The organism is Aeromicrobium terrae (genome assembly GCF_008039565.1).
Lineage (GTDB): Bacteria > Actinomycetota > Actinomycetes > Propionibacteriales > Nocardioidaceae > Aeromicrobium > Aeromicrobium terrae.
The window spans coordinates 627,015-651,256 of the sequence record NZ_VDUX01000001.1 but is presented as its reverse complement, the minus strand read 5'-3'; the positions used below and the strand labels follow the sequence as shown (position 1 = coordinate 651,256).

General features: G+C 69.6%; 25 protein-coding genes. 9 read left to right on the top strand and 16 right to left on the bottom strand.

Going from position 1 to position 24,242, the window contains the following annotated elements; all coding sequences use genetic code 11:
• Positions 1–69: 69 nt before the first annotated feature.
• Positions 70–969 carry an HNH endonuclease gene (locus FHP06_RS03185; protein ID WP_187271754.1) on the bottom strand — a complete coding sequence of 300 codons (900 nt, stop codon included), beginning with the start codon at positions 967–969 and terminating at the stop codon, positions 70–72.
• A gap of 240 nt (positions 970–1,209) precedes the next feature.
• Between FHP06_RS03185 and FHP06_RS03180 the strand changes: the two genes are divergently transcribed.
• Positions 1,210–2,661 (top strand): MDR family MFS transporter, encoded by a 1,452-nt coding sequence (locus FHP06_RS03180; protein WP_147683674.1) that lies wholly within the window; start codon positions 1,210–1,212, stop codon positions 2,659–2,661.
• A 4-nt stretch (positions 2,662–2,665) separates the two neighbouring features.
• On the opposite strand, the gene FHP06_RS03175 is transcribed toward FHP06_RS03180, so the two are convergent.
• Positions 2,666–3,397, bottom strand: a complete 732-nt coding sequence (locus tag FHP06_RS03175) for an esterase/lipase family protein (RefSeq protein ID WP_147683672.1) — start codon at positions 3,395–3,397, stop codon at positions 2,666–2,668.
• Positions 3,394–3,984, bottom strand: a complete 591-nt coding sequence (locus FHP06_RS03170) for a hypothetical protein (RefSeq protein WP_147683670.1) — start codon at positions 3,982–3,984, stop codon at positions 3,394–3,396. The genes FHP06_RS03175 and FHP06_RS03170 overlap by 4 nt, the downstream gene beginning before the upstream one ends.
• A 209-nt stretch (positions 3,985–4,193) precedes the next feature.
• Here FHP06_RS03170 and FHP06_RS03165 point away from each other — a divergent pair, with 209 nt between their 5' ends.
• Positions 4,194–5,327 carry a serine hydrolase domain-containing protein gene (locus FHP06_RS03165; protein WP_147683668.1) on the top strand — a complete coding sequence of 378 codons (1,134 nt, stop codon included), beginning with the start codon at positions 4,194–4,196 and terminating at the stop codon, positions 5,325–5,327.
• 3 nt (positions 5,328–5,330) lie between these two features.
• On the opposite strand, the gene FHP06_RS03160 is transcribed toward FHP06_RS03165, so the two are convergent.
• Entirely contained in the window at positions 5,331–7,928 is a 2,598-nt protein-coding gene (locus tag FHP06_RS03160; protein WP_147683666.1) for a DEAD/DEAH box helicase, read from the bottom strand.
• 158 nt (positions 7,929–8,086) lie between these two features.
• Here FHP06_RS03160 and FHP06_RS03155 point away from each other — a divergent pair, with 158 nt between their 5' ends.
• A complete protein-coding gene (locus FHP06_RS03155) occupies positions 8,087–8,563 on the top strand; it encodes a hypothetical protein (RefSeq protein ID WP_147683664.1) in 477 nt (158 codons plus the stop codon).
• A gap of 8 nt (positions 8,564–8,571) precedes the next feature.
• Positions 8,572–8,928: an A1S_2505 family phage non-structural protein gene (locus FHP06_RS03150; RefSeq protein ID WP_147683662.1), complete on the top strand. Its 357-nt coding sequence runs from the start codon at positions 8,572–8,574 to the stop codon at positions 8,926–8,928.
• Positions 8,929–8,931: 3 nt separating this feature from the next.
• Here the strand turns inward: FHP06_RS03150 and FHP06_RS03145 are convergent, their stop codons facing one another.
• A complete protein-coding gene (locus FHP06_RS03145) occupies positions 8,932–9,315 on the bottom strand; it encodes a thioredoxin family protein (RefSeq protein ID WP_147683660.1) in 384 nt (127 codons plus the stop codon).
• Between the two features lie 255 nt (positions 9,316–9,570).
• Between FHP06_RS03145 and FHP06_RS03140 the strand changes: the two genes are divergently transcribed.
• Positions 9,571–10,668, top strand: a complete 1,098-nt coding sequence (locus tag FHP06_RS03140) for a PQQ-dependent sugar dehydrogenase (protein ID WP_147683658.1) — start codon at positions 9,571–9,573, stop codon at positions 10,666–10,668.
• Position 10,669: 1 nt separating this feature from the next.
• Here FHP06_RS03140 and FHP06_RS03135 read toward each other — a convergent pair whose 3' ends face one another.
• The gene (locus FHP06_RS03135) at positions 10,670–12,229 is read right to left on the bottom strand and encodes a protein kinase domain-containing protein (RefSeq protein WP_147683656.1); all 1,560 of its coding nucleotides are present in this window, start codon (positions 12,227–12,229) and stop codon (positions 10,670–10,672) included.
• A gap of 99 nt (positions 12,230–12,328) precedes the next feature.
• On the opposite strand from FHP06_RS03135, the gene FHP06_RS15850 reads away from it, so the two are divergent.
• Complete coding sequence (locus FHP06_RS15850; RefSeq protein WP_187271753.1) at positions 12,329–12,505, top strand: hypothetical protein; 177 nt, start codon at positions 12,329–12,331, stop codon at positions 12,503–12,505.
• Positions 12,506–12,569: 64 nt separating this feature from the next.
• Here FHP06_RS15850 and FHP06_RS03130 read toward each other — a convergent pair whose 3' ends face one another.
• From FHP06_RS03130 to FHP06_RS03120, 3 genes are all read right to left on the bottom strand, one after another.
• Entirely contained in the window at positions 12,570–12,743 is a 174-nt protein-coding gene (locus tag FHP06_RS03130) for a CsbD family protein (RefSeq protein ID WP_147683654.1), read from the bottom strand.
• Positions 12,744–12,880: 137 nt separating this feature from the next.
• The gene (cspE, locus tag FHP06_RS03125) at positions 12,881–13,084 is read right to left on the bottom strand and encodes a transcription antiterminator/RNA stability regulator CspE (protein WP_147683652.1); all 204 of its coding nucleotides are present in this window, start codon (positions 13,082–13,084) and stop codon (positions 12,881–12,883) included.
• 179 nt (positions 13,085–13,263) lie between these two features.
• Positions 13,264–13,713 carry a CAP domain-containing protein gene (locus FHP06_RS03120; protein WP_147683650.1) on the bottom strand — a complete coding sequence of 150 codons (450 nt, stop codon included), beginning with the start codon at positions 13,711–13,713 and terminating at the stop codon, positions 13,264–13,266.
• Between the two features lie 232 nt (positions 13,714–13,945).
• Between FHP06_RS03120 and FHP06_RS03115 the strand changes: the two genes are divergently transcribed.
• Positions 13,946–16,345 carry an immune inhibitor A domain-containing protein gene (locus FHP06_RS03115; RefSeq protein WP_147683648.1) on the top strand — a complete coding sequence of 800 codons (2,400 nt, stop codon included), beginning with the start codon at positions 13,946–13,948 and terminating at the stop codon, positions 16,343–16,345.
• A gap of 222 nt (positions 16,346–16,567) precedes the next feature.
• Here FHP06_RS03115 and FHP06_RS03110 read toward each other — a convergent pair whose 3' ends face one another.
• The 5 genes from FHP06_RS03110 to FHP06_RS03090 form a co-directional block, all read right to left on the bottom strand.
• A complete protein-coding gene (locus FHP06_RS03110; protein WP_147683646.1) occupies positions 16,568–17,857 on the bottom strand; it encodes an MFS transporter in 1,290 nt (429 codons plus the stop codon).
• Positions 17,841–18,281 carry a MarR family winged helix-turn-helix transcriptional regulator gene (locus FHP06_RS03105; RefSeq protein WP_147683644.1) on the bottom strand — a complete coding sequence of 147 codons (441 nt, stop codon included), beginning with the start codon at positions 18,279–18,281 and terminating at the stop codon, positions 17,841–17,843. The genes FHP06_RS03110 and FHP06_RS03105 overlap by 17 nt, the downstream gene beginning before the upstream one ends.
• A 68-nt stretch (positions 18,282–18,349) precedes the next feature.
• Positions 18,350–19,147 carry an exodeoxyribonuclease III gene (locus FHP06_RS03100; RefSeq protein ID WP_147683642.1) on the bottom strand — a complete coding sequence of 266 codons (798 nt, stop codon included), beginning with the start codon at positions 19,145–19,147 and terminating at the stop codon, positions 18,350–18,352.
• 32 nt (positions 19,148–19,179) lie between these two features.
• Complete coding sequence (locus tag FHP06_RS03095) at positions 19,180–20,010, bottom strand: aldo/keto reductase (RefSeq protein ID WP_147683641.1); 831 nt, start codon at positions 20,008–20,010, stop codon at positions 19,180–19,182.
• Between the two features lie 29 nt (positions 20,011–20,039).
• Entirely contained in the window at positions 20,040–20,426 is a 387-nt protein-coding gene (locus FHP06_RS03090) for a DUF1304 domain-containing protein (RefSeq protein ID WP_147683639.1), read from the bottom strand.
• Positions 20,427–20,524: 98 nt separating this feature from the next.
• On the opposite strand from FHP06_RS03090, the gene FHP06_RS03085 reads away from it, so the two are divergent.
• Positions 20,525–21,013, top strand: coding sequence for a hypothetical protein (locus tag FHP06_RS03085; protein ID WP_147683637.1), 489 nt, complete (start codon positions 20,525–20,527; stop codon positions 21,011–21,013).
• A gap of 18 nt (positions 21,014–21,031) precedes the next feature.
• Here the strand turns inward: FHP06_RS03085 and FHP06_RS03080 are convergent, their stop codons facing one another.
• Positions 21,032–22,282, bottom strand: coding sequence for a geranylgeranyl reductase family protein (locus FHP06_RS03080; protein ID WP_147683636.1), 1,251 nt, complete (start codon positions 22,280–22,282; stop codon positions 21,032–21,034).
• A gap of 50 nt (positions 22,283–22,332) precedes the next feature.
• Here FHP06_RS03080 and FHP06_RS03075 point away from each other — a divergent pair, with 50 nt between their 5' ends.
• Positions 22,333–23,082: a queuosine precursor transporter gene (locus tag FHP06_RS03075; RefSeq protein WP_147683634.1), complete on the top strand. Its 750-nt coding sequence runs from the start codon at positions 22,333–22,335 to the stop codon at positions 23,080–23,082.
• Here FHP06_RS03075 and tgt read toward each other — a convergent pair.
• Entirely contained in the window at positions 23,021–24,229 is a 1,209-nt protein-coding gene (tgt, locus tag FHP06_RS03070; protein WP_147683632.1) for a tRNA guanosine(34) transglycosylase Tgt, read from the bottom strand. The genes FHP06_RS03075 and tgt overlap by 62 nt on opposite strands.
• Positions 24,230–24,242: the final 13 nt, after the last annotated feature.

Below are 24,242 nucleotides of genomic sequence, written 5' to 3'. Positions count from 1 at the left end.
CCAGCACGAACGAATCGACCTGGCGACCCTATGCGGGTCGCCAGGTCGATTGATTTCTTGTCCGAACGGCTAGGCAGAGAGGAATTCCTGGTAGCGCTCTTCGAGACGAACTTGGTCAGGTCGCGCGGCATGAGACCGAGGAATCCGCATGAGCCGGCGGTCGTGCATCTCCTGCAGTCCGTGACGGAGCATCGGGCCGTCGATCTCTTCGAGGATGTCCTGCCGGATGTGCAGGGTGAGGTCGTCCGGCCGAATGCCAAGGATCCTGTTGTCGAATGCAGCATGGTGAATCTTGCACATCGCTAGGCCGTTTGGAACGACCGGCAATCCGTCGGGCTGGCCGTCGGCGATGATGTGTGCAGCGTCGAGAAGACTTTCGTGAGCGAGGTTGCAGACCGCGCAGTGGCTCTCATAGGCCAGGAGCACTTGAGTGCGAAAGACCCTCTGATGCAATCGGATCTTCGTGAGGCGCTCCATATAGCTGCGATAGTCCTCATCCAAGTCCACTGAGGTGGCGTCGAAATGCCGCTGTGCCGCATCGAGCGCAAGGGTGAACTCCAGGTTCTGGGGCGAGTCGCCAATGACCCAGACCGGGTAGAGCGGTTCGTAAAGTCCAGGCTCGACTCCAACGAACCACATGATCGGGAGCTTCATCTGCCAGGCGCGGCGGAGGGCGACATTCTCCGGGTGGGACGGATCATCGCCGCGGTACTTGTAGCGCTGCAGACCGTCCGGCCCGATCGCATCCGCGTACGGGGGCGTCTGTCCCGGCGGAGTGAAAGTGGTTCGAATGGCCAAAGCCGCGTCCATGCCAGCGGGCTTTCGGATCCCGCGCTGGCGATCCATCAGCGGAACGCGGAGCCCGTCGAATTCGAACGTAGACAGCCACGCGAAATCCACCCGCTCATGGGGCCGTTCGTCCAACCACGCCATGGCGGCGGTGCGCAGATCGCGGCTATCAGTTGCCACGCCTCTGTTCCTATCAGGACACGGGTCTGACCGAGGCGGTTTCCCGAAGCAACCAGAGGCCGGCTTCATGAACCGTTGAGGAATTCAGCAGACCTGCAGGTGGGATTCGGCGACAATTTTCGCTGCTCAAGGAATGTCTGAGGAAATCCCTAGGTTGGATGTCGTATTCGGGATGGTTCGTTCGTCGTATGGGTGAGCGGGAAGCCAACCGGGCACCGCACACCGATCGAAGGAACCGAGATGAGCACGCAGACCGACGTCATCCCCGAGCCGGCGGATGACACGGCGGACGCCCCGTTCAAGACGCCACTGATCATCAAGCTGCTGGTGGCCTCGACGTTCGTCGTGATCCTCAACGAGACCATCATGATCAACGCGATCCCGCGGCTGATGGTCGACTTCGACGTCACCCCGCGCGCCGCGCAGTGGCTGTCGAGCATCTTCATGCTCACGATGGCCGCGGTCATCCCGATCACCGGCTGGTTCCTCCAGCGGGTCCCCACCCGCAAGGCGTACTCCGTCGCGATGACGACGTTCGTCGCCGGCACGCTGCTGGCCGCCGTCGCGCCGACGTTCGAGGTCCTCCTCGTCGCGCGCGCCGTCCAGGCCGCTGGCACCGCGGTGATGATGCCGCTCCTCATGACCACGCTGATGATGGTCGTGCCCGAGAACGACCGCGGACGCGTCATGGGCAACGTGATGCTCGCGATCTCGGTCGCGCCCGCGTTCGGCCCGGTCCTCTCCGGCGTCATCCTCCACACCGGCTCGTGGCGGCTGATCTTCTTCTTCGTGCTCCCGGTCGCGTTGCTCATCTCCGCGCTCGGGCTGAAGCACCTGAAGAACGTCGGTGAGGTCCAGGCCGGCCCGGTGTCCTGGCTCAGCGTCGCGCTCGCCGGCGGCGGCTTCGCCACCTTGGTCTACGGCCTCAGCGAGGTCGGCGCCCGCAGTGCAGGCTTCCTGACGACGGTCATCACCGTCGGTGGTGTCCTCGTCGCCGCGTTCGTCGCCTACCAGCTGCGGCTGCAGCGCACGGGCAGCCCGCTGATGGACCTGCGCACCCTCAAGTCGCGCACGTTCACCGTCTCGCTGCTGCTCATGTCGGTCGCCTTCATGGCCTTCATCGGCTCGATGATCCTGCTCCCGCTGTACCTGCAGGACATCCGCGGACTGTCGGCCATGCAGACCGGCGCGCTGGTGATGCCCGGCGGCATCGTGATGGGCCTGCTCGGCCCGCGCGTCGGCCACCTGTACGACCTGGTCGGCTCTCGGCCGCTGGTCATCCCGGGCTCCATCGTCATGGTCGGTGCCCTGGCCGCCCTCAGCCGCGTCGACGCCGACACGCCGTTCGCGCTCATCCTCGGCGAGCACGTCGTCCTGCTGGTCAGCCTCGCGTGCATCTTCACCCCGATGTTCACGCTGGCGATGGGCGTCCTGCCGCAGGAGCTCTACTCGCACGGCAGCTCGATCCTCGGCACCCTCCAGCAGGTGGCCGGTGCGGTCGGCACCGCGGTGCTCGTGGTGATCCTCGAGAACCGCACCGAGAGCCTGGCCGCCTCCGGCAGCTCGGCCGACGCGGCGTTCATCGGCGGACTGCAGTGGGCCTTCGTGGCCGGCGCCCTGTTCGGCGTCGTCGTGATCGCGCTGTCGCTGTTCCTGCCGAGCAAGGCCGACCAGCCGGCCAGCATGCACTAAGAGGTCAGGCCGACCGGCTCAGCTGCTCAGCGTCCGCGGCGAGCCGGTCGGCAATCACCCGGAAGACGTCAAGATCGAACCCCATGCCGATGTGCGTGGCGTCGACCTCGACGTTCTCTGCGTCCGGGCCCTCGTCCTCCTCGCGGACGCGGCAGGCACCGCCCGCGACGACCCCGTCGCCCAGGCTGTAGATCGCCGTCATCGGCACGTCGATCGGTAGCGCGTGGCGGGCGGCGCCCTCGTCGGTGAGCTCGTCCTTGGCCGCCGGATTCAGCAGCTTGAACACCCGCACGATCCACTCCGTGCCCTCGCGGCCGCGGATCGGCGTGCCCAGCGTGATGACGCGACGGACCAGCTCCGGCCGGCGCCGGGCCATCTCGCGCGCGAAGACACCGCCCAGGCTCCAGCCGATGATCGTGATCGGACCGTCGGCCGCGAGCCGCTCGACGTGCGCCTCGAGCTTCGGCTCGTCCTGCGGCTTGATGCCGAGGTTGAAGCCCAGGCCCCAGCCGTCCGTGCGGTAGCCGAGACGGCCGAGGTACGTCCGCAGCGGGATCGTGGTCGCGTCGTTCGCGGTGAAGCCCGGGATCACCAGGATCGTGTGGCCGTCGCCCCGCGGACTGGCTCCGACGGCGCGGTCGAAGCCACGGGCGAGCGTCAGGAACATCGGGGGCATGCCGGCCATCTCGCGCGCCAGACCGAGCGGTCCTGGGCTGCGCAGCAGGTCAGGGATCACGCTTGAAGTCTAGTTCGGGCAGAGCTCCGAACCACGAAGAACGCCGCGCACGCGGCCCCCAGCGTGCCGAGGAGCTCGTCGCTCAGGGTGTCCTCGTAGGCGCCGTCGAGCTCGGTGCCACGACGGATGAAGGTGTACCACTCGCCGATCTCCCAGCCGATCGCCAGCACCGCGCCCAGCCCGACCACCACGAGCGCGAGCCCCCAGGCCGAGCCGCGGAACGACGGCGCCAGCAGGAGGCCGAGGCCCCAGAGCAGCAGCCACCAGTTCGCGAAGTGGTTCAGGTTGTCCCAGACGTCGACGGTGTCGTACAGGTCGAGCGTGTTGCCGGTGACGTCGACGAGGAACGGTGCCATCACCAGGGCGAACGCACCCCAGGGGACCGCGACGTCGCGCTCTCGGTTCAGCCACCACCAGACGGCCGGGGCCACCAGCATCAGGACCGGGTAGACCGCGAGCCGGTAGCCGAACCCCTTGCCGTCGAACTGCTGGAGCCCGCCGAAGGTGCCGATGATCAGCTGCAGGACCGTCAGGCCGAACACGACGCCGACGACGATGCGTCCGGAGCGGTCGTCGAGGGCGCGCATGCCCGCACCTTAGGGCACGACTCCCTGCTCCGATCCGGGTTCGCGCGTCGCCGCATCTCGCCTGGCGGCGTTATCGTCGGTCGCCGCACAACCCCGGTGCGCCTCCCTCCTCTGCCTTGCCAGACGAGCGCGGCGCCACGCGCCCCTCGAACCGGAGCAGCGAGCCGCACCCTAGGGCACGACTTGGCCGTCTGGTGGAAGATGTTCCCGTGCTGATCAGACGGTGGATCCCTGCGGTCGTGGCGGTCATGCTCGTGGCGGCCTGCACGAGCAGTCGCGACCCGAAGCCGGAGCCCACCGAGCTGCCGTCGTCCGGCACCCCGTACCCCGGTGGCGAGTGGTCGCGGGTCGACCCGGTGTCGGCCGGCTTCGACGCCGAGGCCCTCGACCAGCTCGACACCGACGCCGAGGAGCAGAAGTCGGCGTGCGTCGTCGTCACGCGCGACGGCCGCCTCGTGCACGAGGCGTACTGGAACGGCGCCGGCCCCACCACGGAGCAGCCCGCCTACTCGGCCACCAAGTCCTACACGTCGGTGCTCGTCGGCATCGCCGCCGACAAGGGGTTGCTGAACCTCGACGACTCGGCCGCCAAGTACATCCCGGAGTGGAAGGACACGCCGGCCGCGAAGGTCACCATCCGCAGCCTGCTGTCCAACACGTCGGGCCGGCACTGGGACATCCAGACCGACTACCGCGGCATGGTGGCGCAGGCGCAGGACAAGACCGCGTTCGCGATCGGCCTCAAGCAGGACGCCTCGCCCGGCCAGGTCTGGGCCTACAACAACTCGGCCATCCAGACGCTCTCCGCCATCCTGAAGGCGGCTACCGGTGTGGAACCGGCCCAGTACGCCAAGCAGGTGCTGTTCCGGCCGCTGCGGATGTCGAACACGCAGTGGGGGAGCGACGCGTCGGGCCACACCACGACGTTCTCCGGCGTCTCCGCGTCCTGCCGCGACATGGCCCGTCTGGGGCTGCTGATGATGCGCGACGGCCGCTGGAACGACAAGCAGGTCGTGTCGTCCGACTTCGTGAAGGCGGCGGTCGGCCAGGCGTCGTCGCCGCTGAACGCCGCGTACGGCCTGCTCTGGTGGGTCAACCGGCGCGGCATCGTCGACGGGTCGCTGATGGCCACCGGCGGCACGCTCGACAAGAGCCGCCACGGTCAGCTCGCGCCCGACGTTCCCGACGACGCGTACTGGGCGCTCGGGTTCGGCAAGCAGATCATCTCGGTGGTGCCGTCGAAGGGCATCGTGGCCGTGCGCATGGGCGCGCAGCCGGTCGACCGGGCCGACATGACGCCCAACGCGTTCACCAGCGAGGTGCTCGGCACGCTCGAGAAGTGAGCGTCAACCGCGCAGCCGCACCAGCTCGGCCAGCTCGGCGTCGCTCAGCTCGGTGAGGGCGCCCTCGCCAGCGTTCACGACGGCGTCGGCCACCTCGCGCTTCGACGCGATGAGCTCGGCGATCGACTCCTCGATGGTCCCCTCGCTGAGCAGCCGGTGCACCTGCACTGCACGCGTCTGGCCGATGCGGTGGGCGCGGTCGGTGGCCTGGTCCTCGACGGCGGGGTTCCACCAGCGGTCGTAGTGGATGACATGGTCGGCGCGGGTGAGGTTGAGCCCGGTGCCCGCCGCCTTGAGCGACAGGACGAACACGGGGACGTCGCCGGCCTGGAAGCGCCGCACCATGTCCTCGCGTCCGGGGACGGGCGTGCCGCCGTGCAGGAACTGGGCGCCGATCCCGTGCTCCTCGAGATGGCGGCGCAGCAGGAACCCCATTCGGGCGTACTGCGTGAACAGCAGGATGCCGCCGCCCTCCGCGACGATCTCGGGCACCAGCTCGTCGACGAGCCGCAGCTTGCCGGACCGACCGTCGAGGCGCGCCGAGGGTTGGTGGAGGAACTGCGCCGGGTGGTTGCAGATCTGCTTGAGCTGGGTCAGGAGCTTCACCACCAGCCCGCGCCGCTGCATGCCGCGCGCGGACTCGATCTCGGCGAGGGTGTCGCGGACGACGGCCTCGTAGAGGCCGACCTGCTCGCGGGTGAGGTTCACGCGGTAGTCGGTCTCGATCTTCGGTGGCAGCTCCGGCGCGATGCCCGGGTCGAACTTGCGGCGGCGGAGCACGAACGGACGGATGAGGCGCGCGAGGTCCTCGGCCCGCCGGGTGTCGCGGCGCGCCTCGATCGGCCGTGACCAGCGCCGTCGGAAGTGCTCGTGCGTGCCGAGCAGCCCCGGCGTGGTCCAGTCGAGGATCGCCCAGAGCTCGGCGAGGTTGTTCTCGACGGGGGTGCCGGTGAGTGCGAGCCGGGCCTCGGCCGGGATGGTGCGCAGCGCGCGGGCGGCGCCGGCGCGGACGTTCTTCACGTTCTGCGCCTCGTCGGCCACCACCAGGCCCCAGCCCGGATCGTGGTCGGCGAGCAGGTGGGCGTCGCGCCGCATGGTGGCGTAGGTGGTGACGACGAATCCGCCGCTCACGTCGTCGACGGAGCGGCCGGCGCCGTGGTACCGGCGCACCGGGACGCCCGGCGCGAACCGCTGGATCTCCCGCTCCCAGTTGCCGAGCACCGACGCCGGGCACACGACGAGCGTCGGCGCGGTGTGACCCTGCGCCACCCGGTGCAGGTGCAGGGCGATGAGCACGACGGTCTTGCCGAGGCCCATGTCGTCGGCAAGGCATCCGCCGAGCCCGAGGTCGACGAGCTGCGCCATCCAGCGCACCCCGTCGAGCTGGTAGTCGCGCAGCGCGCCGTGCAGGGCCGCGGGCTGGCCGAGCGAGCTGGCGTCGTGCGGGCGGGTGGCCAGTCGGCGGCGCACCTCGTCGAGCCAGCCCTCGGTGTCGACCTCGGTGGTGACGCCGTCCACCTCCACCTCGCCGGTGGCGGCGGCCCTCAGCGCCTCGAACGGCGTGAGGTCGCGACTGCGGCGCTCCAGGACGTGTCCCAGCCGTTGCGGGTCGACGAGCACCCACTGGTCGCGCAGCCGGATCAGGCCGTGCTGCGAGCGCGCGAGCTCGTCGACCTCGGTGGGCGTCAGCACGTCGTCGCCCAGCGCCAGCTGCCAGTCGAAGCGGAACAGCTGGTCGCGGGAGAACGCCCGGGGCCGGTCCGTGCCCGGCGTCTCGACCCGGCGCACCGACCCGCGCGGGCGGAGGTCGCGAATCAGGTCACCCGGCCACTCGACGTCCACCCGGTGCGCCGCGAGGAGGGCGGCGAGGCGGGAGGTGTCCAGCTCGGCGAGCTCGTCGGCGGTCACGGCGACGCTGCCGAGCGACGGCTCGGCGAGCAGGCGAGCGGCCGGCGGCCACGCCGACGCGAGGTTGGTGACGAGGGTGCGCGCGGCCAGTCGCGACCCCGGCCCGAAGTGATGGTCGTCGCGGCGCCAAAGGTCGGCCATGTCGACGGCGGCCCACGCGGCGTCGGTGGGCTTGACCCGCAGCACGACGTCGGCGATGGCCTCGTCGCTCGGCTCGTCTCGGAACCGGACGCGAAGCGTGCCGATGAACGGCCGCCGCCGCTGGGGCTCGCGCGGCACGACGGGTGGCGCGTCGTCGTCGTCGCGACCTTGGGGGATGGAGGCCACCGCGGGCGCGTCGACGGCCAACGCCTCGAGGAAGGCACGCACCTTGGCCTGGGCGGCCGCGGGATCGGGGTCCACAGGGCCGGCGGCGTCCTGGAGCTGGCTGCGCTCCGAGGCGTCCGGCGATGCGAGGTGGCCTCGCGCCATGATGCGCAGCGCGAGGATCGCCGGCGTGGCCCAGGCCCGCGCCGTGGGGTGGGCGTTCATCGTCCGGATGGCCTGGCTCAGCGGCCCGATGGACTCGCTCGCAGTGGCTCGCTCCTCACCGTCGGGCGCGCTGAAGACGAAGCGCGACTCGGCGGGAGTCTCGCCGATCTCGAAGTCGACCGGTCCCCGCAGCAGGAGGCGCAGGTCGGTCGAGGTGGGCATCCTTCCATTGTCCCGCGTGGCACCAACACCCTCGGAGGCAGCCGGTCTCGCAGCCCTAGTCACTTCGAGTCATTTCGCAACGAACTGCGACGCAGAGGCGGGCGGTCCTGAACGATGTGAAGGTCGTTCTTCCATCTCTTCTCCCGGGGGTTTCACCCATGTCGTTCAGCTCGTCCGAGAAGCCACGCCGTCGCGTGCGCGCCTCGCTTCTCGTGATGGCTGCGGCCATCCCGGCCGCGTTCCTCGTCCCGTCCGTCGCGCACGCGTTGACGGCTCCCGAGCCCGGTGCCACCGGCGATCAGCTGATCGTGCGCGGCGGCCCCATCCGGCTCGGCCCGAAGATCCACACGCTGACGAACGGCACCCACGCCACGCCGGGCATCGTGAACATCAAGGTCGACGGCTGCCACCTGGTCGTGAACACCGACTTCGCGACCGGCGAGCGCATCATCGCCGCCGTCGCCGACGAGGACGAGTCGCTGTCCAAGATGGGCATCGAGGCGGGTGTCTCCGGAGGCGGCAAGGTGGCGAACATCTACATGTACCGCAACGGCAAGCAGGTCTGCCCCAAGTCGTCGGTCTTCGGCTCGACGGCGAACATCTGGCTTCAGCTCACGAGCGTCAAGCCTGCATAGTCGGGGGCATGGAGACCACGCCTGACCGACTGACCGAGCTGCCCGAAGGATCGATCTTCGTCTTCGGCAGCAACGCCACCGGCGCGCACGGCGGGGGAGCGGCGAAGGTCGCCGTCGACCGCTTCGGCGCGATCTGGGGCCAGGGCGAAGGCCTGCAAGGCCAGAGCTACGGTCTGCCGACGATGGAGGGCTTCGAGGCGCTCCGCGGCGCGGCCGAACGGTTCGTCCGGTTCGCCGCGGAGCACCCCGAGCTGCGGTTCTACCTCACCAAGGTGGGGTGCGGCATCGCCGGGCACGCCGAGTCGGACGTCGCGCCGCTGTTTGCGGACACGCCCGACAACGTGGTCAAGCCGCCCGGCTGGTAGGCCTTACGCCTGGGCACCGCTCTCGGCCGCCTCGGCCTCGGCGATCTGGCGACGGACGTCGTCCATGTCGAGGTCCTTGACGGCCTTGATGACCTGTTCGAGGGCGGGCGCGGGAAGCGCGCCGGCCTGGTTGAACACCAGGACGCCGTCGCGGAACGCCATCAGCGTGGGGATGGACGTGATCTGGGCCGCTGCGGCCAGCTCCTGCTGGTCCTCGGTGTCGATCTTGCCGAAGGTGACGTCCGCGTGCTCCTCGCTCGCGGCGTCGTACACGGGCGCGAACTGGAGGCACGGGCCGCACCACGATGCCCACCAGTCGACGAGGGTGATGCCCTCGGCGCTGACGGTGGACTGGAAGGTGTCGGCAGTGAGCTCGACGGTGCTCATGATGACCTTTCGTGGAGAACGGGTTCACTCTGCACAACCACACCACCCCCTCGGACATTCCGGCCGTGACGGCCGACATACCGAGGGAATGAGAGCGGTTCGGCTGCGGCGGACCGACCGCGCAGGCAAGAATCGGCACGCACCCGGACCTGACGGGAGGGAGTCCCGGTCCTGCGGGGCCGAGGGAACGTGTGCGCCACGCCGGGCGGGGGCCGGCGGGTGGCCGCACGCGCCCGCGCCGGGCATCATCGAGCCATGGTGTCGCGCCGGACGTTCCTGTCGGGGACCGCAGCCATCGGGGCGGTCGCCCTGGTCGGCTGCAGCAGTGATGGCGAACCGGCGCCGCGTCGCACGACGCCGGCGACCGAGTCGCCCACCTCCCCGGACGCGATCGACCCGGAGGTCGCGGGCACCGTCGCGACCAGGCTGAACGTGCCGTGGGGCATCGTCTTCCTGCCCGGCGGCGACGCGCTCGTGGCCCAGCGCGACGAGGGCTCGATCGTCCGCGTCACCCCGAGCGGGGACGTCAGCCCGGTCGGGAGCGTGAAGGGGTCGGTCGGCAGCCCGGGAGGGGAGGGCGGTCTCCTCGGCCTCGCCCTCGACCCCGACGATCCCGACGTGCTGTACGCCTACGTCACGACCGGGCCTGACGACCGCGTCGTCCGAGCCGACATCTCCGGCGGTGAGCTCGGCGACGTCGAGCCCGTCCTCACCGGCATCCCGGTCGGCGGCCGGCACCACGGCGGCCGGATCCTGTTCGACTCCTCGGGCCACCTGTTCGTCGGGACCGGCGAGGCCGGCAACCCGCCCGAGGCGCAGAAGAAGGGCGCGCTCGGCGGCAAGATCCTCCGCATCGACAAGGAGGGACGGGCCGTCGACGGGAACCCGTTCGGCAACCGCACCTGGTCGTACGGGCACCGCAACGTCGAGGGCCTGGCCATCGACGCCGACGGCCGGCTGTGGGCGTCGGAGTTCGGCGAGCAGCGCTTCGACGAGCTGAACCTCATCGAGAAGGGCGGCAACTACGGCTGGCCCACGGTCGAGGGGAAGTCCGACGACGACCGGTTCGTCACGCCCAAGGTCACCTGGGCCACCAGCGACTGCTCCCCGTCAGGGCTGGCGATCACCCGGTCCACAGCGTTCGTGGCGGCCCTGCAGGGGGAGTGCCTGTGGGCCGTGCCGCTCGACGGCACGGACACGGGCAAGCCCCGGGCGCTGTTCCGTGGCAAGTACGGCCGCATCCGGACCGTGGTGGTCGCGCCCGACGAGAGCCTGTGGGTCAGCACGAGCAACACCGACGGCCGGGGCGACTCGCGCGACGGCGACGACCGCATCCTGCGCGTGACGCTCTGATCTATCCGCCGGTGCCGTCGTCCGTCGGAGTGGGCGACGGCGAGGGGTTGACCGGCTCGGACGTCGGCTCCGGTCCCGCCTTGGGCTTCTTCGCCCCCTTCTCCTTCTTGGGCTTGTCGCCCTTCTTCGGCTTCGGCGCTCCGAACGGCGCCGTGGCGACGACGAGGTCGACGGTGTCACCGATCCGGGCGCGGTCGTCCGGGGCGACGTCGAGGACCTTGCCGGCGTCCTGCGGCGCGATGCGGGTGGAGATCCGGGCCTCGAGCCCGAGCTTGTCGAGCGCCTTGACCGCGTCGGCCTGAGACATGCCCTTCAGGTCGGGGATCTTCACGAAGCCACTGGCCACCACGAGCTCGACGGTCGATCCCTTGTCGACGCTCTCGTCGGCACCCGGGTCCTGCTCCACGACCTCGCCCCGCTTGTGGCCGGCGACGTCACGGGACGCCGTCTCGACCTTGAACCCGGCGTCCTCGAGGTGCGCCTTGGCGACGGCAACCTCCTCGCCCACGACGTCGGGCACCTCGGTGCCTCCGTTGTTGGCCAGCGCCACGATGCCGAGCGCCACCAGCGTGGCGACCACCAGCGCGATGAGCAGCAGGAGCGGGTTGCGACGCAGCCGCCTCTTCTCGCCCGGCAGCGGGGTGTCCGTCAGGGTCGGCGGGTCGACGGGGAGGGGAATGGCGGCCGTGGGCGGGGCCAGGCTGCCGGCGGTCGGGTCGTCGACCAAGGCGTCCGCGAGCGCCCGGGCCGCGTCCCTGACCTCGGCCGCGTCGGCCGGCCGGTCCTCCGGGTCCTTCGCGAGCATCCGCATGATCAACGCCCGCACGCCGGCCGGGACGTTCTCGGGCAGGGGCGGGGGCGGCTCGTTGACGTGGGCCAGGGCGATCGCGACCGCGGCGGTCCGGTGGAACGGCGCCTTCCCGGTGAGGCAGCAGTACGCGACGACGCCGAGGGAGTAGAGGTCCGAGGCGGCGGTGGCCGTGCGCCCCGAGGCCTGCTCGGGGCTGATGAAGTCGGTGGTGCCGACGATCGTGCCGGTGCTCGTCAGGGGAGAGGCGTCGGAGGAGCGGGCGATGCCGAAGTCGAGGATCATCGAGCGGCCCGAGGCGTCCTGCATGATGTTGCCCGGCTTGAGGTCCCGGTGCACGATGCCCGCCAGGTGCGCGGCGGAGAGCCCGTCCGCGACCTCCGAGACCATGCGCATGGTCTCGGCCGGCGACATCGGCCCACTGTCGCGGAGGCGGTCGGACAGGGTGCAGCCGTCGATCAGCGGCATCACCAGGCAGGGCAGGACGGCGGTTCCGCCCTCGGACGACTCCTCCTCGCCGTAGTCGAGCACGCCGACGACGTTGGGGTGCTGCAACGAGCCCGCCAGGCGAGCCTCGATCCGCAGCCGTTCCAGCGCCGCAGCGTCGTCCACGGCGTCGCGCTTGAGCACCTTCACGGCGACGTCGCGCTCCAGGACGGCGTCGTGCGCCCGCCACACCTCGCCCATCCCGCCGGATCCGATGACCTCGTCGAGCTGGTAGCGCTCGAGCATCGTGCGGGTGGCGTGGGGCATGAATCGAGCCTAGAGCGGGTCGCCGAACATTACCTGTCGGTAGACCTGGCCCTCGGACGAACGTGAGGATATCCTCATATCTGGGACGAGGGAGGAACCATGGACGACAGCACCTTCGAGTACGAGACGCTCGATGTCGCTGCGGGCTCGCGCCGCTTCCCGGCGCACCGCCGCACCACGCAGCTGGGACATCCGCGGGTCGACCTCAGCTACCTGTCCACTGCGCCCGGCGCCGAGTTCGGCCAGCACGCCTGGGACGAGGCCGGCCACATCTGATCCGGCCCGGACGCACGAACGCCACCGTCCAGGAGACGGTGGCGTTCGTTCGTCATGATGACGGTCAGTCCTTGAACGCGTCCTTCACGTTCTCGCCGGCCTGCTTGAGGTCGGCCTTGGTCTGATCGACCTTGCCCTCGGTCTTCTGCTCGTCGTCGCCAGTCGCGTCGCCGAGCTTCTCCTTGGCCTCACCAGTGAGCTTGTCAGCGGTGTTCTCGATCTTGTCTCCGAGACCCATGTAGGGATCCTCCTCAGGGTGGGGGTCCGCTCTAGCGGCTTCCCTTCATGTCTAACAGCGTGAGGACGCGCGGCAAGTCGAGAGAAAAGACGAGGGCCCGGGAGCCGAAGCCCCCGGGTCCTCGTGCTGAGAAAGACTCAGAGCGGGCGGATGTTCGCCGCCTGCAGGCCCTTCTGGCCCTGCTCGACGTCGAACTCGACCTTCTGGTTCTCGTTCAGGGTCTTGTAGCCGCTCGTCTGGATCGCGCTGAAGTGCGCGAAGACGTCCTCGCTGCCGTCGTCCGGCGCGATGAAGCCGAAGCCCTTGTCGGCGTTGAACCACTTGACGGTTCCGGTTGCCATTACTTACTCCTTCGAGTGTCGTGCCCGGGTCACGACTGTCGCGACCCGTCGTGCGTCGTTCACCCGAAGAACACCAGCTCCCCGAAGGAAGCCCGAGAGGTCAAACGGCCAAACTCACTGCAACTGACCACAAGCCTAGGGCACGCGTGGTCTCCGGCGTAAGTCGGACACACCGACGATCACCTGCCGAAGATCTCCACGGACCACCAGACGCCGCGCGAGTCCCGCCGAGCCCCGGTGCCGAGGCGGGTGTACTTCGAGTTCAGGATGTTGGCGCGGTGGCCGGACGAGTTCATCCAGGCGCGCACCACGGCCTCGCCGTTCGGGTACCCCATGGCGATGTTCTCGGCCGCCCTGGTGAAGTGACAGGCACGCATGACCGTGGACAGGTCGGAGTGCTTGAGCTTGCGGTGGTCGCGCATCCAGCGGGCGCGCTTGATGGCGTAGTCCTTGGCGCAGCCGCTGCCGCGGGTGGCCACCTTGCCGTGACTCACGCGCTGGGCGTTCGTCTCCACGACGATCTGCCACTCGTAGGTACTGGCTGAGTTGACCGTGACGGCCCCGATGGCCGGCGCTCCCACCATGACCACGGCTGCGCACAGGAATGCGGAAATCGTACGACGTCTCATGGGCTCCCTCCCCGTCGATACGTGCAGGATCACACGGGAGGGGGTCACGCGCAGGGTGGCCCGAAAGAACTAGTTCTTTATAACCAGGTCGGGCGAAAGTCAAGACTGTCATTTCCCGGGCAACCGGTCTTGAATGGCCGCGGTGTGCCGCGACCCGTCCCACGAGGGCGAGCGCCATACCGGTCCGGGCAATCGTCCGAGCCATCACCAGCAGCATCACCAAGGGGGAACAGTGAAGCGTGTCACCACGGGCCTTGTGGGCCTCGGACTCGCCGCTTCGCTCGGGTTCGCGTACACCGCACCGAGCAACGCAGCAACATCACCACCGGACTCCAAGCCCGACCGGGTCGACAAGACCGTCGACGAGCTTCCCAACCCTCTGGAGACCAAGCGCCGTGCGCTGCGGTCCGAGGCGGTCGCGAACGTCGTCAGCGGCAAGTCCAAGCCCATCGAGAAGGACGGCATCTCCGTCGTCAAGGTCGGCAAGTCGCTGAGCCCGCAGGCCGCGGCGGTCCAGGCCAACAAGAAGGCCACGAAGAAGCAGAAGGCGGCCGCTTCCGGCAAGACGCACGACCAGTACGTCGAGCTCCAGCAGGAGCGGGCCGACAAGATCTTCGTGATCCTCGCCGAGTTCGGCAACCAGCGTCACCCGGACTTCCCGGACCAGGACACCGATCCGTCGGTGGAGGGACCGTCGACGTTCGAGGGCCCGCTGCACAACGCGATCCCGGAGCCCGACCGCACCAAGGACAACTCCACGGTGTGGCAGGCGGACTACAACCGGAAGCACTACCAGGACCTGTACTTCGGCACGGGCAAGGGCGTGGAGTCGGTCAAGACCTACTACGAGAAGCAGTCGTCGGGTCGCTACACGGTCGACGGCACCGTCTCGGACTGGGTGAAGGTCCCGTACAACGAGGCACGCTACGGCCGTGACGACTCGTCCCGGACCGTCTGGAACCTGATCCAGGACGCCGTCGCGGCGTGGGTCCAGGACCAGAAGGACGCCGGCAAGTCGGACGCGGACATCAAGAAGATGCTGCAGTCGTACGACAAGTACGACCGCTACGACTACGACGGCGACGGCGACTTCAACGAGCCGGACGGTTACGTCGACCACTTCCAGATCGTCCACGCCGGCGGCGACGAGGCCGACGGTGACCCGCAGCAGGGTGAGGACGCCATCTGGTCGCACCGCTGGTACGCGTACTACACCGACCAGGGCCTGACCGGTCCGGACTTCAACAAGCTCGGTGGCACGCAGGTCGGCAACACCGGCATCTGGGTCGGCGACTACACGGCTCAGCCGGAGAACGGTGGCCTGTCGGTGTTCGTGCACGAGTACGGACACGACCTCGGCCTGCCGGACGACTACGACACCTCCGGTGGCGGCGACAACAACAGCGAGTACTGGACCCTCATGGCCCAGAGCCGCCTCAACGGCAAGGACGAGCCGCTCGGCTCGCGTCCGGGTGACCTCGGTGCGTGGAACAAGCTGCAGCTCGGCTGGCTCGACTACGAGGTGGTCGGGGCCAAGGAGAAGCGCACGCTCGAGCTCGGTCCGCAGGAGTACAACTCCAGCAAGGCCCAGGGCGCGGTCGTCGTGCTGCCGGACAAGAACGTCACGGTCGACAACGGTTCTCCGGCGTCGGGCCAGAACCAGTTCTGGTCCACGAAGGGCGACAACCTGAACAGCTCGATGACCACGGACCTCGACCTCACCGGGGCCGCGGACGCGACGCTGACCGCCAAGGTCCGGTACTCCATCGAGGAGGGCTACGACTACGGCTACCTGCAGGTGTCCACCGACGGCGGCTCCACCTGGACGACGCTGGACGGCACCATCGACGGCCAGCCGATGGACAAGGACGCGTCGGACCAGTCGACGTTCTCCGGTGAGCACCCTGACTGGGGCAACCTCGAGGTCCCGTTGACGTCGGTCGCCGGCAAGAACGTCAAGTTCCGTGCCATCTACAAGACCGACGGCGGCGTCGCGGAGCAGGGTCTGTTCCTCGACGACATCAAGGTCACGAAGGACGGCGCCACCGTGCTGGAGGACGGTGCGGAGGACGGCGGCTCGGCGTGGACGTTCGACAAGTTCACGATCGTCGGTGCCACGTCGCAGAAGGCGTACGACAACTTCTACATCGCGGGTCACCGCTCGTACGTCAGCTACGACCGCTACCTGAAGACCGGCCCGTACAACTTCGGCTTCACGAACACGAAGCCGGACTGGGTCGAGCACTACAAGTACGGTCACGGCCTGCTGGTGTCGTACTGGGACACGTCCCAGGCGGACAACAACACCAACGAGCACCCCGGTGTCGGCCGGAACATGATCATCGATGCCAACGCGCGACCGATCATCAACACCGTCACCGGTGCTCCGTGGCGTGCGCGGATCCAGATGTACGACGCGCCGTTCTCGCTGCACACGGCCGACTCGATGACGTTGCACACGAACGGCAAGGCGAGCTACATCCGTGGCCAGAAGGCCCAGCCGGTGTTCGACGACACGAAGAAGTTCTGGTTCCCGACCCTGCCGAACCACGGCGTCAAGCTGCCGGCGGTGGGAGTCAAGATCAAGGTGCTGACGGAGGACGGCACCTCCATGAAGGTCCGGTTCAACTGAGAACCTGACCACCCGGGACGAGGGCCACGCATCAGGGGGTGCGTGGCCCTCTTCTGTGCGCGGTCGATGAAAGCGCTGTTAGGTGACCTAGGTAACTGGTAGCGTCTCGCAACGGAGTTCCGCGCTTGCCCCTGAAGGCACCACCCAGCTGCACGGGACTCGATCGGAACCCCCAGGTGTCCTTCTCTCCTGTCGGGTACCCGGGGGTTCCGCCTCTCAGCGCTACGGGCGCGCCGTCACGTACTGCTCGACGGCACCGGGCGCGCCGCCGAGCTCGTCGGCCACGTCGCCTGCCACGTCGTCGGCGTTCGTGACCGTGTGTCCGTCCTCGTCGAGCCCGGCGTCGGCGTTGGCGAGCGCCTCGTGGGCGGTCGCGAGGACCGCGACGGCCAGCAGGGCGGTGCCGGTGGCGATGGCGAAGGGCACGTGCAGGTTCGAGTGCTCCACGAGCTTGCCGGCGGCGTACGGCGCGAGACCGCCGCCGATGAAGCGGACGAAGCCGTAGGACGCCGAGGCCACAGGCCGCTCGACCGGCGCGACGATCATCACGGCCTGCGTCGTGAGCGTGTTGTTGATGCCGATGAACACGCCGGCGGTGATCACGCAGGTCACGAGCACGGCGCGGGTGTCGGGCCAGATCGCGATGACGGCGAGGTCGAGGGCGAACAGCGTCAGGGCGGCGTAGAGGGACCGCGCGGTGCCGAAGCGTCGCTGCAGGCGTGGGGCGCCGATGACCGAGAAGAACGCGACGAGCACGCCCCAGCCGAAGAACACCCAGCCGAGCTGGATGGCGCTGAGGTCCATCGGGAACGGCGCGTACCCGAGCATGGTGAAGAACGCCCAGTTGTAGAGCAGGGCCGCGAGGCTCATGAGCAGCAGGCCGCGGTGGCGGAGCGCCTTCAGCGGGGCGGAGATCGACGTCGGGTGCGACGGCTTGGGCGTCGAGGGGAGCAGGACCGCGGTGGCGACCAGGGCGATCGTCATCAGGGCGGCCACGCCGTAGAAGGGTCCGCGCCAGCTGATGGTGCCGAGCGTGCCGCCGAGCAGCGGGCCGGCCGCGATGCCCAGGCCGAGCGCGGCCTCGTAGAGGATGATCGCGCCGGCGAACCCGCCGCGGGCGCTGGCGACGATCGCGGCGAGCGACGTCGCGATGAACAGGGCGTTGCCGAGGCCCCAGCCGGCGCGGAACGCGACGATGCCGGAGATCGAGTCGGTGGTCCCGGCGAGCGCCGAGAAGACGACGATGATCACGAGGCCGACGATGAGCGTCTTCTTCGCGCCGAGGCGGCTCGAGACCCAGTTGGTGACGAGCATCATCACGGCGGTGACGACGAGGTAGCTGGTGAACAGCAGCGTCGCCTGGCTGGGCGTGGCGTCGAGGTCGTGCGCGAGCGCGGGCAGGATCGGGTCGACGAGGCCGATCCCCATGAAGGAGACGACGCAGGCGAACGCGACGGCGTAGACGGCGCGCGGCTGGTTGAACAGGGAGGGGGCGTCAGCGGACGAGGTCATGGGACTCCGTGATCTGGGAGAGGTGGGTCAGGGCCGGTGCGGCGGCGTCGAGCGCGGCCAGGTCGTCGGGGGAGAGGTGGGCCAGCTTGGCGGCGATGACCGCGTCCTGCTGCTGGCGGCGGGCCTGCAGCGCCTCGTGGCCGGCGTCGGTGATGCCGATGAGCGAGGCGCGGCCGTCGTCGGGGTCCTCGCGGCGCTCGACGAGCCCGGCGGACTCCATCCGCTGGAGGAGTCCCGTCATGGCGGGCTGGGTGATGACCTCGTGCTCGGCGAGCGCTGTCACGCGCTGCGGACCGTGCCGGTCCAGGACCGAGAGGGTGCCGGCCGCCGTGCGGCTCAGCGTGCCGCGCGGGGCGTCGCGGACGAAGGACTGGACGAGCTCTCGGAGCGTCCGCGCGAGCGGAGCGAAGTCAGGTTGGCTCATGCAACAAAAAATATCAGGACGCTATGCAACTCACCAGAGATGAGCCCTGTGCGATCGATCACGCCGCCTCAGAGGTCGTAGTCGACGACCAGCGGAGCGTGGTCGGACCAGCGCTCGCTCCAGCTGGGGGCGCGGTCGACCCAGGCCTGGCGGGCGCCGGCCGCGAGCCCAGGCGTGGCGAGCTGGTAGTCGATGCGCCACCCGGTGTCGGTGTCGAACGCCTTGCCGCGCATCGACCACCACGTGTACGGGCCGTCGACCTCTCCGCTGAGGTGCCGGTGGACGTCGACCCAGCCGAGCTCGTCGCGGGCGCGGTCGAGGTAGGCGCGCTCCTCGGGCAGGAAGCCCGCCTTGCCGACGTTGCCCTTCCAGTTCCGGATGTCGGCCTCGGTGTGACCGATGTTCAGGTCGCCGGTGACCATCGCGTGGTCCGCGCCCGCAGCCATCGCCGACATCCGTAGCAGCATCTGGTCGAGGAACCGGAGCTTCTCGTCCTGCTTCGGGGTGCCCACACCGCCGGAGTGCACGTACGCGGAGGCGACGCTGAGCAGGCTCCCGTCCGGCATCGGGACGTCGGCCTCGATCCAGCGGCCGGAGTCGTCGAAGAACCCGTCGCCGCAGCCGATCCGGACGTCCTTGGGCTCGGCCCTGCTCAGGATCGCGACGCCGGACCGGCCCTTGGCCGCGGCCTCGGTGTGGGCGACGTGGTAGCCCGACTCCGCAACGAGCTCGCGCACCACGTCGTCGGGCGCCCGCACCTCCTGGAGCGTGACGACGTCGCAGTCGCGCTCGGCCAGCCACTCGCCCATGCCCTTGCGGTACGCCGCGCGGATGCCGTTGACGTTGATCGTGGCCAGGCGGAACATGCGGCCACCCTAGGTGGCGGCGACGACAGGTCTTACAGCTGCACCTCGTCGACGGGATCCCCGCCGAGCCGGCGGCCCTCGTCCAGTGCGCCGATGGTCGCGAGGTCGTCGGCGTCGAGCTCGAAGTCGAAGACGGCCAGGTTGTCGCGGAAGCGCTCCGGGTTCGCCGACTTCGGGATGGGGACCGCGCCGAGCTGCGTGTGCCAGCGGAGGACGACCTGCCCGACGGAACGGCCGTGCTTGTCGGCGATCTGCTGCAGCTCCGGGCGCTCGAGCAGGTCGGACCCGCGGCCGAGCGGGCTCCAGCTCTCGGTGAGAGTGCCGCGGCTCGCGTCGGCGGCGCGCTGCTCGGTCTGCGCCAGGTACGGGTGGAGCTCGACCTGGTTGACCGCCGGGGCCACCCCGGTCTCGTCGACGAGGCGGTCGAGGTGCTCGGGCAGGAAGTTGGAGACGCCGATCGAGCGGACCACGCCCTCCTCACGCAGGCGGACGAATGCCTTCCAGGTCTCGACGTAGCGGTCGATCGGCGGCTGCGGCCAGTGGATGAGGTACAAGTCGATGCGGTCGAGCCCGAGACGCTTCAGCGACTCCTCGCAGGACCGGAGCGCCTCGTCGAAGCCGTGGTCACCGCCGGGCAGCTTCGTGGTGACGACGAGCTCGTCGCGCGGCACGGAGCTGTTGCGGACCGCCTCGCCGACCTCCGCCTCATTCTCGTACCGCACCGCCGAGTCGAGCAGGCGGTAGCCGGCGTCGATCGCCTCGCCGATGATCCCGGGCGCGTCCGGGCCGGTGATCGAGTAGGTGCCGTAGCCGAGGGCCGGCAGCTGGTGTCCGTCGTTGAGGTCGAGCAGGGGTGCGGTCATGCCTCCACCGTACGAAGGCGGCCCAGGCGTCACGACATGGCGATGAGCGACGCGATGACGGCGAGGGCCGGGATCGTGCCCTGCGTGGCCGCCGCACGGGCGTAGGAGAGGCCCGTGGTGATGAGCACCAGGGACGCGGCGACCATCGAGCCGCACGCGAAGATCACGAGCGTCCAGCCGACGTCGTCGTGGTCGGCGAGCTCGAACACGATCCCCGCGGCAGCGCCGACGGCGAGGAAGAGGTTGTAGTAGCCCTGGTTGTAGGCCAGGGACTCCGTGGTGTCGGCGTCGGCCTGCGACGCGACCCCGAACCGCTTCCAGGTGGCGGGCTGGGTCCAGGTGATCGACTCCATCGTCCAGATGAAGACGTGCAGGGCGGCAGCGAGGCCGGCGAGCACCAGAGCGGCGGTGGTCATGCGCCCGAGCGTAGCGTCGCGCGTCCCACACGCGAACCGCTCCGAGGTCTACATTTTCACAAGGACGCAAAGCGTCCCCGACCGAGGAGGAATCTGTCATGGCCGTCGACTTCAAGGCCTTGAACCGTAATCAGCAGGGCGCGCTGGTTGCTGGCGCTCTCGCCATCATCCTGTCGTTCTTCTCCGACTACGTGACCGTCGACCTGAAGGGCCCCGCCGATGGCCTGGGAGTGTCGTTCGGCGCCAGTAACGCGTGGCACAGCTACGCCACGTTGGGCATGCTGCTCATCCTCGTGGCCACTGCGCTAGTGGCGGTGAAGGCATTCTCCGCCGAGGCGTTGCCGGACGGCGTCCCATGGGCGTTGATCACGGCTGCTGCGGCCGGCCTCGGCACGTTGCTGGTGATTCTTCGCGCATTCACCTATGACGGCAGCGGCATCGCCGACATCGGCCCCGGCTGGTCCGGATGGCTGCTGTTCGTCGCCGCCATCGCGCTGACGGTGTTCTCGGTGCTGTCGTTCCGCGAGTCGGGGGAGTCCATGCCCGACTTCAAGGGCGAGGCGCCGCCGGCACCGCCCGCCGCCTGATCAGGCGGTACACCCTCATCAGGCGGTGAAGGGGGGCCGGTCGTCCAGGCGGACCGACCGGCGCCCCGCCCAGCGCCAGACGCGGGCCGTGCGATCACGGTCCTCGTCGGTGATCAGATTGCCCATGACGCGCAGCGCGATCGTCATCAGCCGGTGGCTGCGCATGCCGATCGGGCCGAGCGTGGGCAGCAGTCCCGGCACGGTCAGCAGGCCGGCGAGGCGACGGGCGATGGAGAACGCCTCGCCGTAGTGCGTGGTGAGCAGGTGCGGCCAGGCCTGCTCGAGGTCGTGGGTGTCGTGCAGCAGCTCCGCGCCGACGCGGCCAGTCTCCAGGCCGTAGTCGATGCCCTCGCCGTTGAGCGGGTTGACGCAGCCGGCGGCGTCGCCGACGAGGATCCAGTTGGGGCCGGCCACGCCCGACACGGCGCCGCCCATCGGCAGCAGGGCCGACGTCGGCAGGCGCAGGTCGGGTCCGAGCTGCCACTCCTCGCGCCGCTGGTCGGCGTAGTGCTGCATGAGCGGGCGGATCTGCAGGTCGGCGGGGCGCTTGGCCGTGGCGAGGGCGCCGACGCCGAGGTTCACTTCGCCGTCGGACAGCGGGAAGATCCAGCCGTAGCCCGGCAGGAGCTCTCCATCATCGTCACGGAGCTCCAGGTGGGAGGAGATCCACGGGTCGTCGCTGCGGCCGGACTTCACGTAGGTGCGGCCGGCGACGCCGTACGCGGTGTCGCGGTGCCACTCGCGGCCCAGCACCCGGCCGAGGGTGGAGCGGACGCCGTCGGCGACGACCAGCCGGTCGCAGGCCACGGTGTGGCGCTCCTTGCTGGTGCCCATGGCGAAGACGACGCCGGTGACGCGGCCGTCGAGGTCACGCTCGACGTCGACGGCGCGGGCGTGCTCCAGTGGGACGGCGCCCTCGTCGAGCGCGACCTGACGGATGCGGGCGTCGAGGGTGGTGCGGGGGACGGCCGAGCCGTGGTCGGGCAGCGAGCCGCCGGGCCAGGGGAGCAAGAGCTCCTGGCCGAATCCGGCGGCACGGAGGCCGCGGTTGGTGCCGAAGCCGCGGATCCACTCGCCCAGGCCGAGCCGCTCGAGCTCGGCGATGGCGCGCGGGGTGAGGCCGTCGCCGCAGGTCTTGTCGCGCGGGAAGCGGGCGGCGTCCGCGAGGACGACGTCGGAGCCCAGGCGGGCCGACCAGGCGGCGGCTGCGGCGCCCGCGGGACCGGCGCCGACGACGAGGACGTCGGTGCGGGTCGGCAGGGCGGTCATGGCCCCGATTCTCTCAGAGCGGGGCGAACGGGCCGTGCGAGGATGCCGCCATGAGTTCTCAGGCAACCTCACCAAAACCTGATGTGCACTACGCGTCCCGCGGGTCGTCGCACTTCGACGTGATCCTGGCGTTCTTCTGCGTCGTGCTCGTGGTCTCCAACATCGCCGCCACCAAGGGGATCGAGTTCGGCTCGTGGGACTTCTCGCTCGGGTCGGTGCAGATCAGCCCGGTGGTCACCGACGGGGGCGCGTTCCTGTTCCCGCTCGCGTACGTGCTGGGCGACGTGCTGTCGGAGGTCTACGGCTTCCGGGCCGCGCGCCGCGCGATCGTCGTGGGCTTCGGCATGGCGCTGCTGGCCTCGGTGACGTTCTGGGTCGTCGAGCAGGCCCCGGCGGCGTCGTTCTACGAGAACCAGGAGGCGTTCGAGAGCGTCCTCGGGTTCGTGCCGCGGATCGTGCTGGCGTCGCTGAGCGGGTACGTCGTGGGACAGCTGCTGAACTCGTACGTGCTGGTGCGGATGAAGGCGCGGACGGCCGAGCGCGGCCTGTGGTCGCGGCTCGCCGGCTCCACCGGCGTGGGCGAGCTCGCCGACACGTTCATCTTCTGCGCGATCGCCTCCACGGCCATCGGCATCACGACGATGGGCCAGTTCTGGAACTACTTCGTCGTCGGGTACGTCTACAAGGTCGCCATGGAGCTGATCGTGATGCCGGTGACCATGGTGGTCATCGCCTGGCTCAAGAACCGGGAGCCGACGTACTGGAGTAGCGACCCAGGAACTCCTGCTTCAGCGCGTTGAACTCGCCGGCCTCGATGGCGGTTCGCATGGCGTCGACGAGACGGACGATGAACCGCTCGTTGTGGATCGTGACGAGGGTGGCGGCGAGGTACTCGTTCGCCTTGAACAGGTGGTGCAGGTACGCGGTCGTGTAGTGCGCGCAGGTGTAGCAGTCGCACTCGTCGTCGATGGGCACAAAGGCGCGTCGGGACGCCGCGACCAGCAGGTTCCGCCGGCCGTCGGGCGTGTAGACGCGGGACGAGCGCGCGACGCGCGAGGGCTGGACGCAGTCGAACGTGTCGCAGCCGGCCTCGACGGCCATGAAGAGGTCCTCGGGCTCACCGATGCCGAGCAGGTGGCGCGGGCGGTCGTCCGGCAGCTCGTCGACGACCCAGCCGACGATGGCGGCGAGGTTCTCCTTCTCGATCGCCCCGCCGATGCCGTACCCGTCGAAGTCCATCGCGACGAGGTCGGCGGCGGCGCGGCGGCGCAGGTCCTCGTGCTGGGCGCCCTGCACGACCCCGAACAGCTGCTGCGCCGGGCGGTCGGGGTGCTCGGCGGCGAGGCGCCGGTGCTCGGTGAGGCAGCGCTCCGCCCACGCCGTGGTGCGCGCCAGCGACGCCTCTTGGTACTCGCGGGAGTTCATCAGCGTGGTGAGCTCGTCGAAGGCGAAGATGACGTCGGCGCCGAGCTGGTGCTGGATCTGCATCGACACCTCCGGCGTGAACCGGTGGGACGACCCGTCGAGGTGGCTCTTGAACGTCACGCCGTCGTCGTCGACCGTGGCGAGGCGGTCCTTGCCGGGCGCGATGACGTCGTCGGACGTCACGCCGGCGGCGTCCATGGCGAGCGTCTTCTTGAACCCGGCGCCGAGGCTGAGCACCTGGAAGCCGCCGGAGTCCGTGAACGTCGGGCCGGGCCAGTTCATGAACCGGCCCAGGCCGCCGGCCTCCTCCACGATGTCGGAGCCCGGCTGCAGGTACAGGTGGTACGCGTTCGCCAGGAGCGCCTGGGCACCGAGCGCGGCCATCGCCTCGGGCAGCACCGCCTTGACGGTGGCCTTCGTCCCGACCGGGACGAACGCCGGCGTGCGGATGTCACCGAGCGGCGTTGACAGCACCCCGGTGCGGCCGGCGGCGCCGTCGAGGCGGCTGCCGACGGTGAACATGGCGACTATCCAA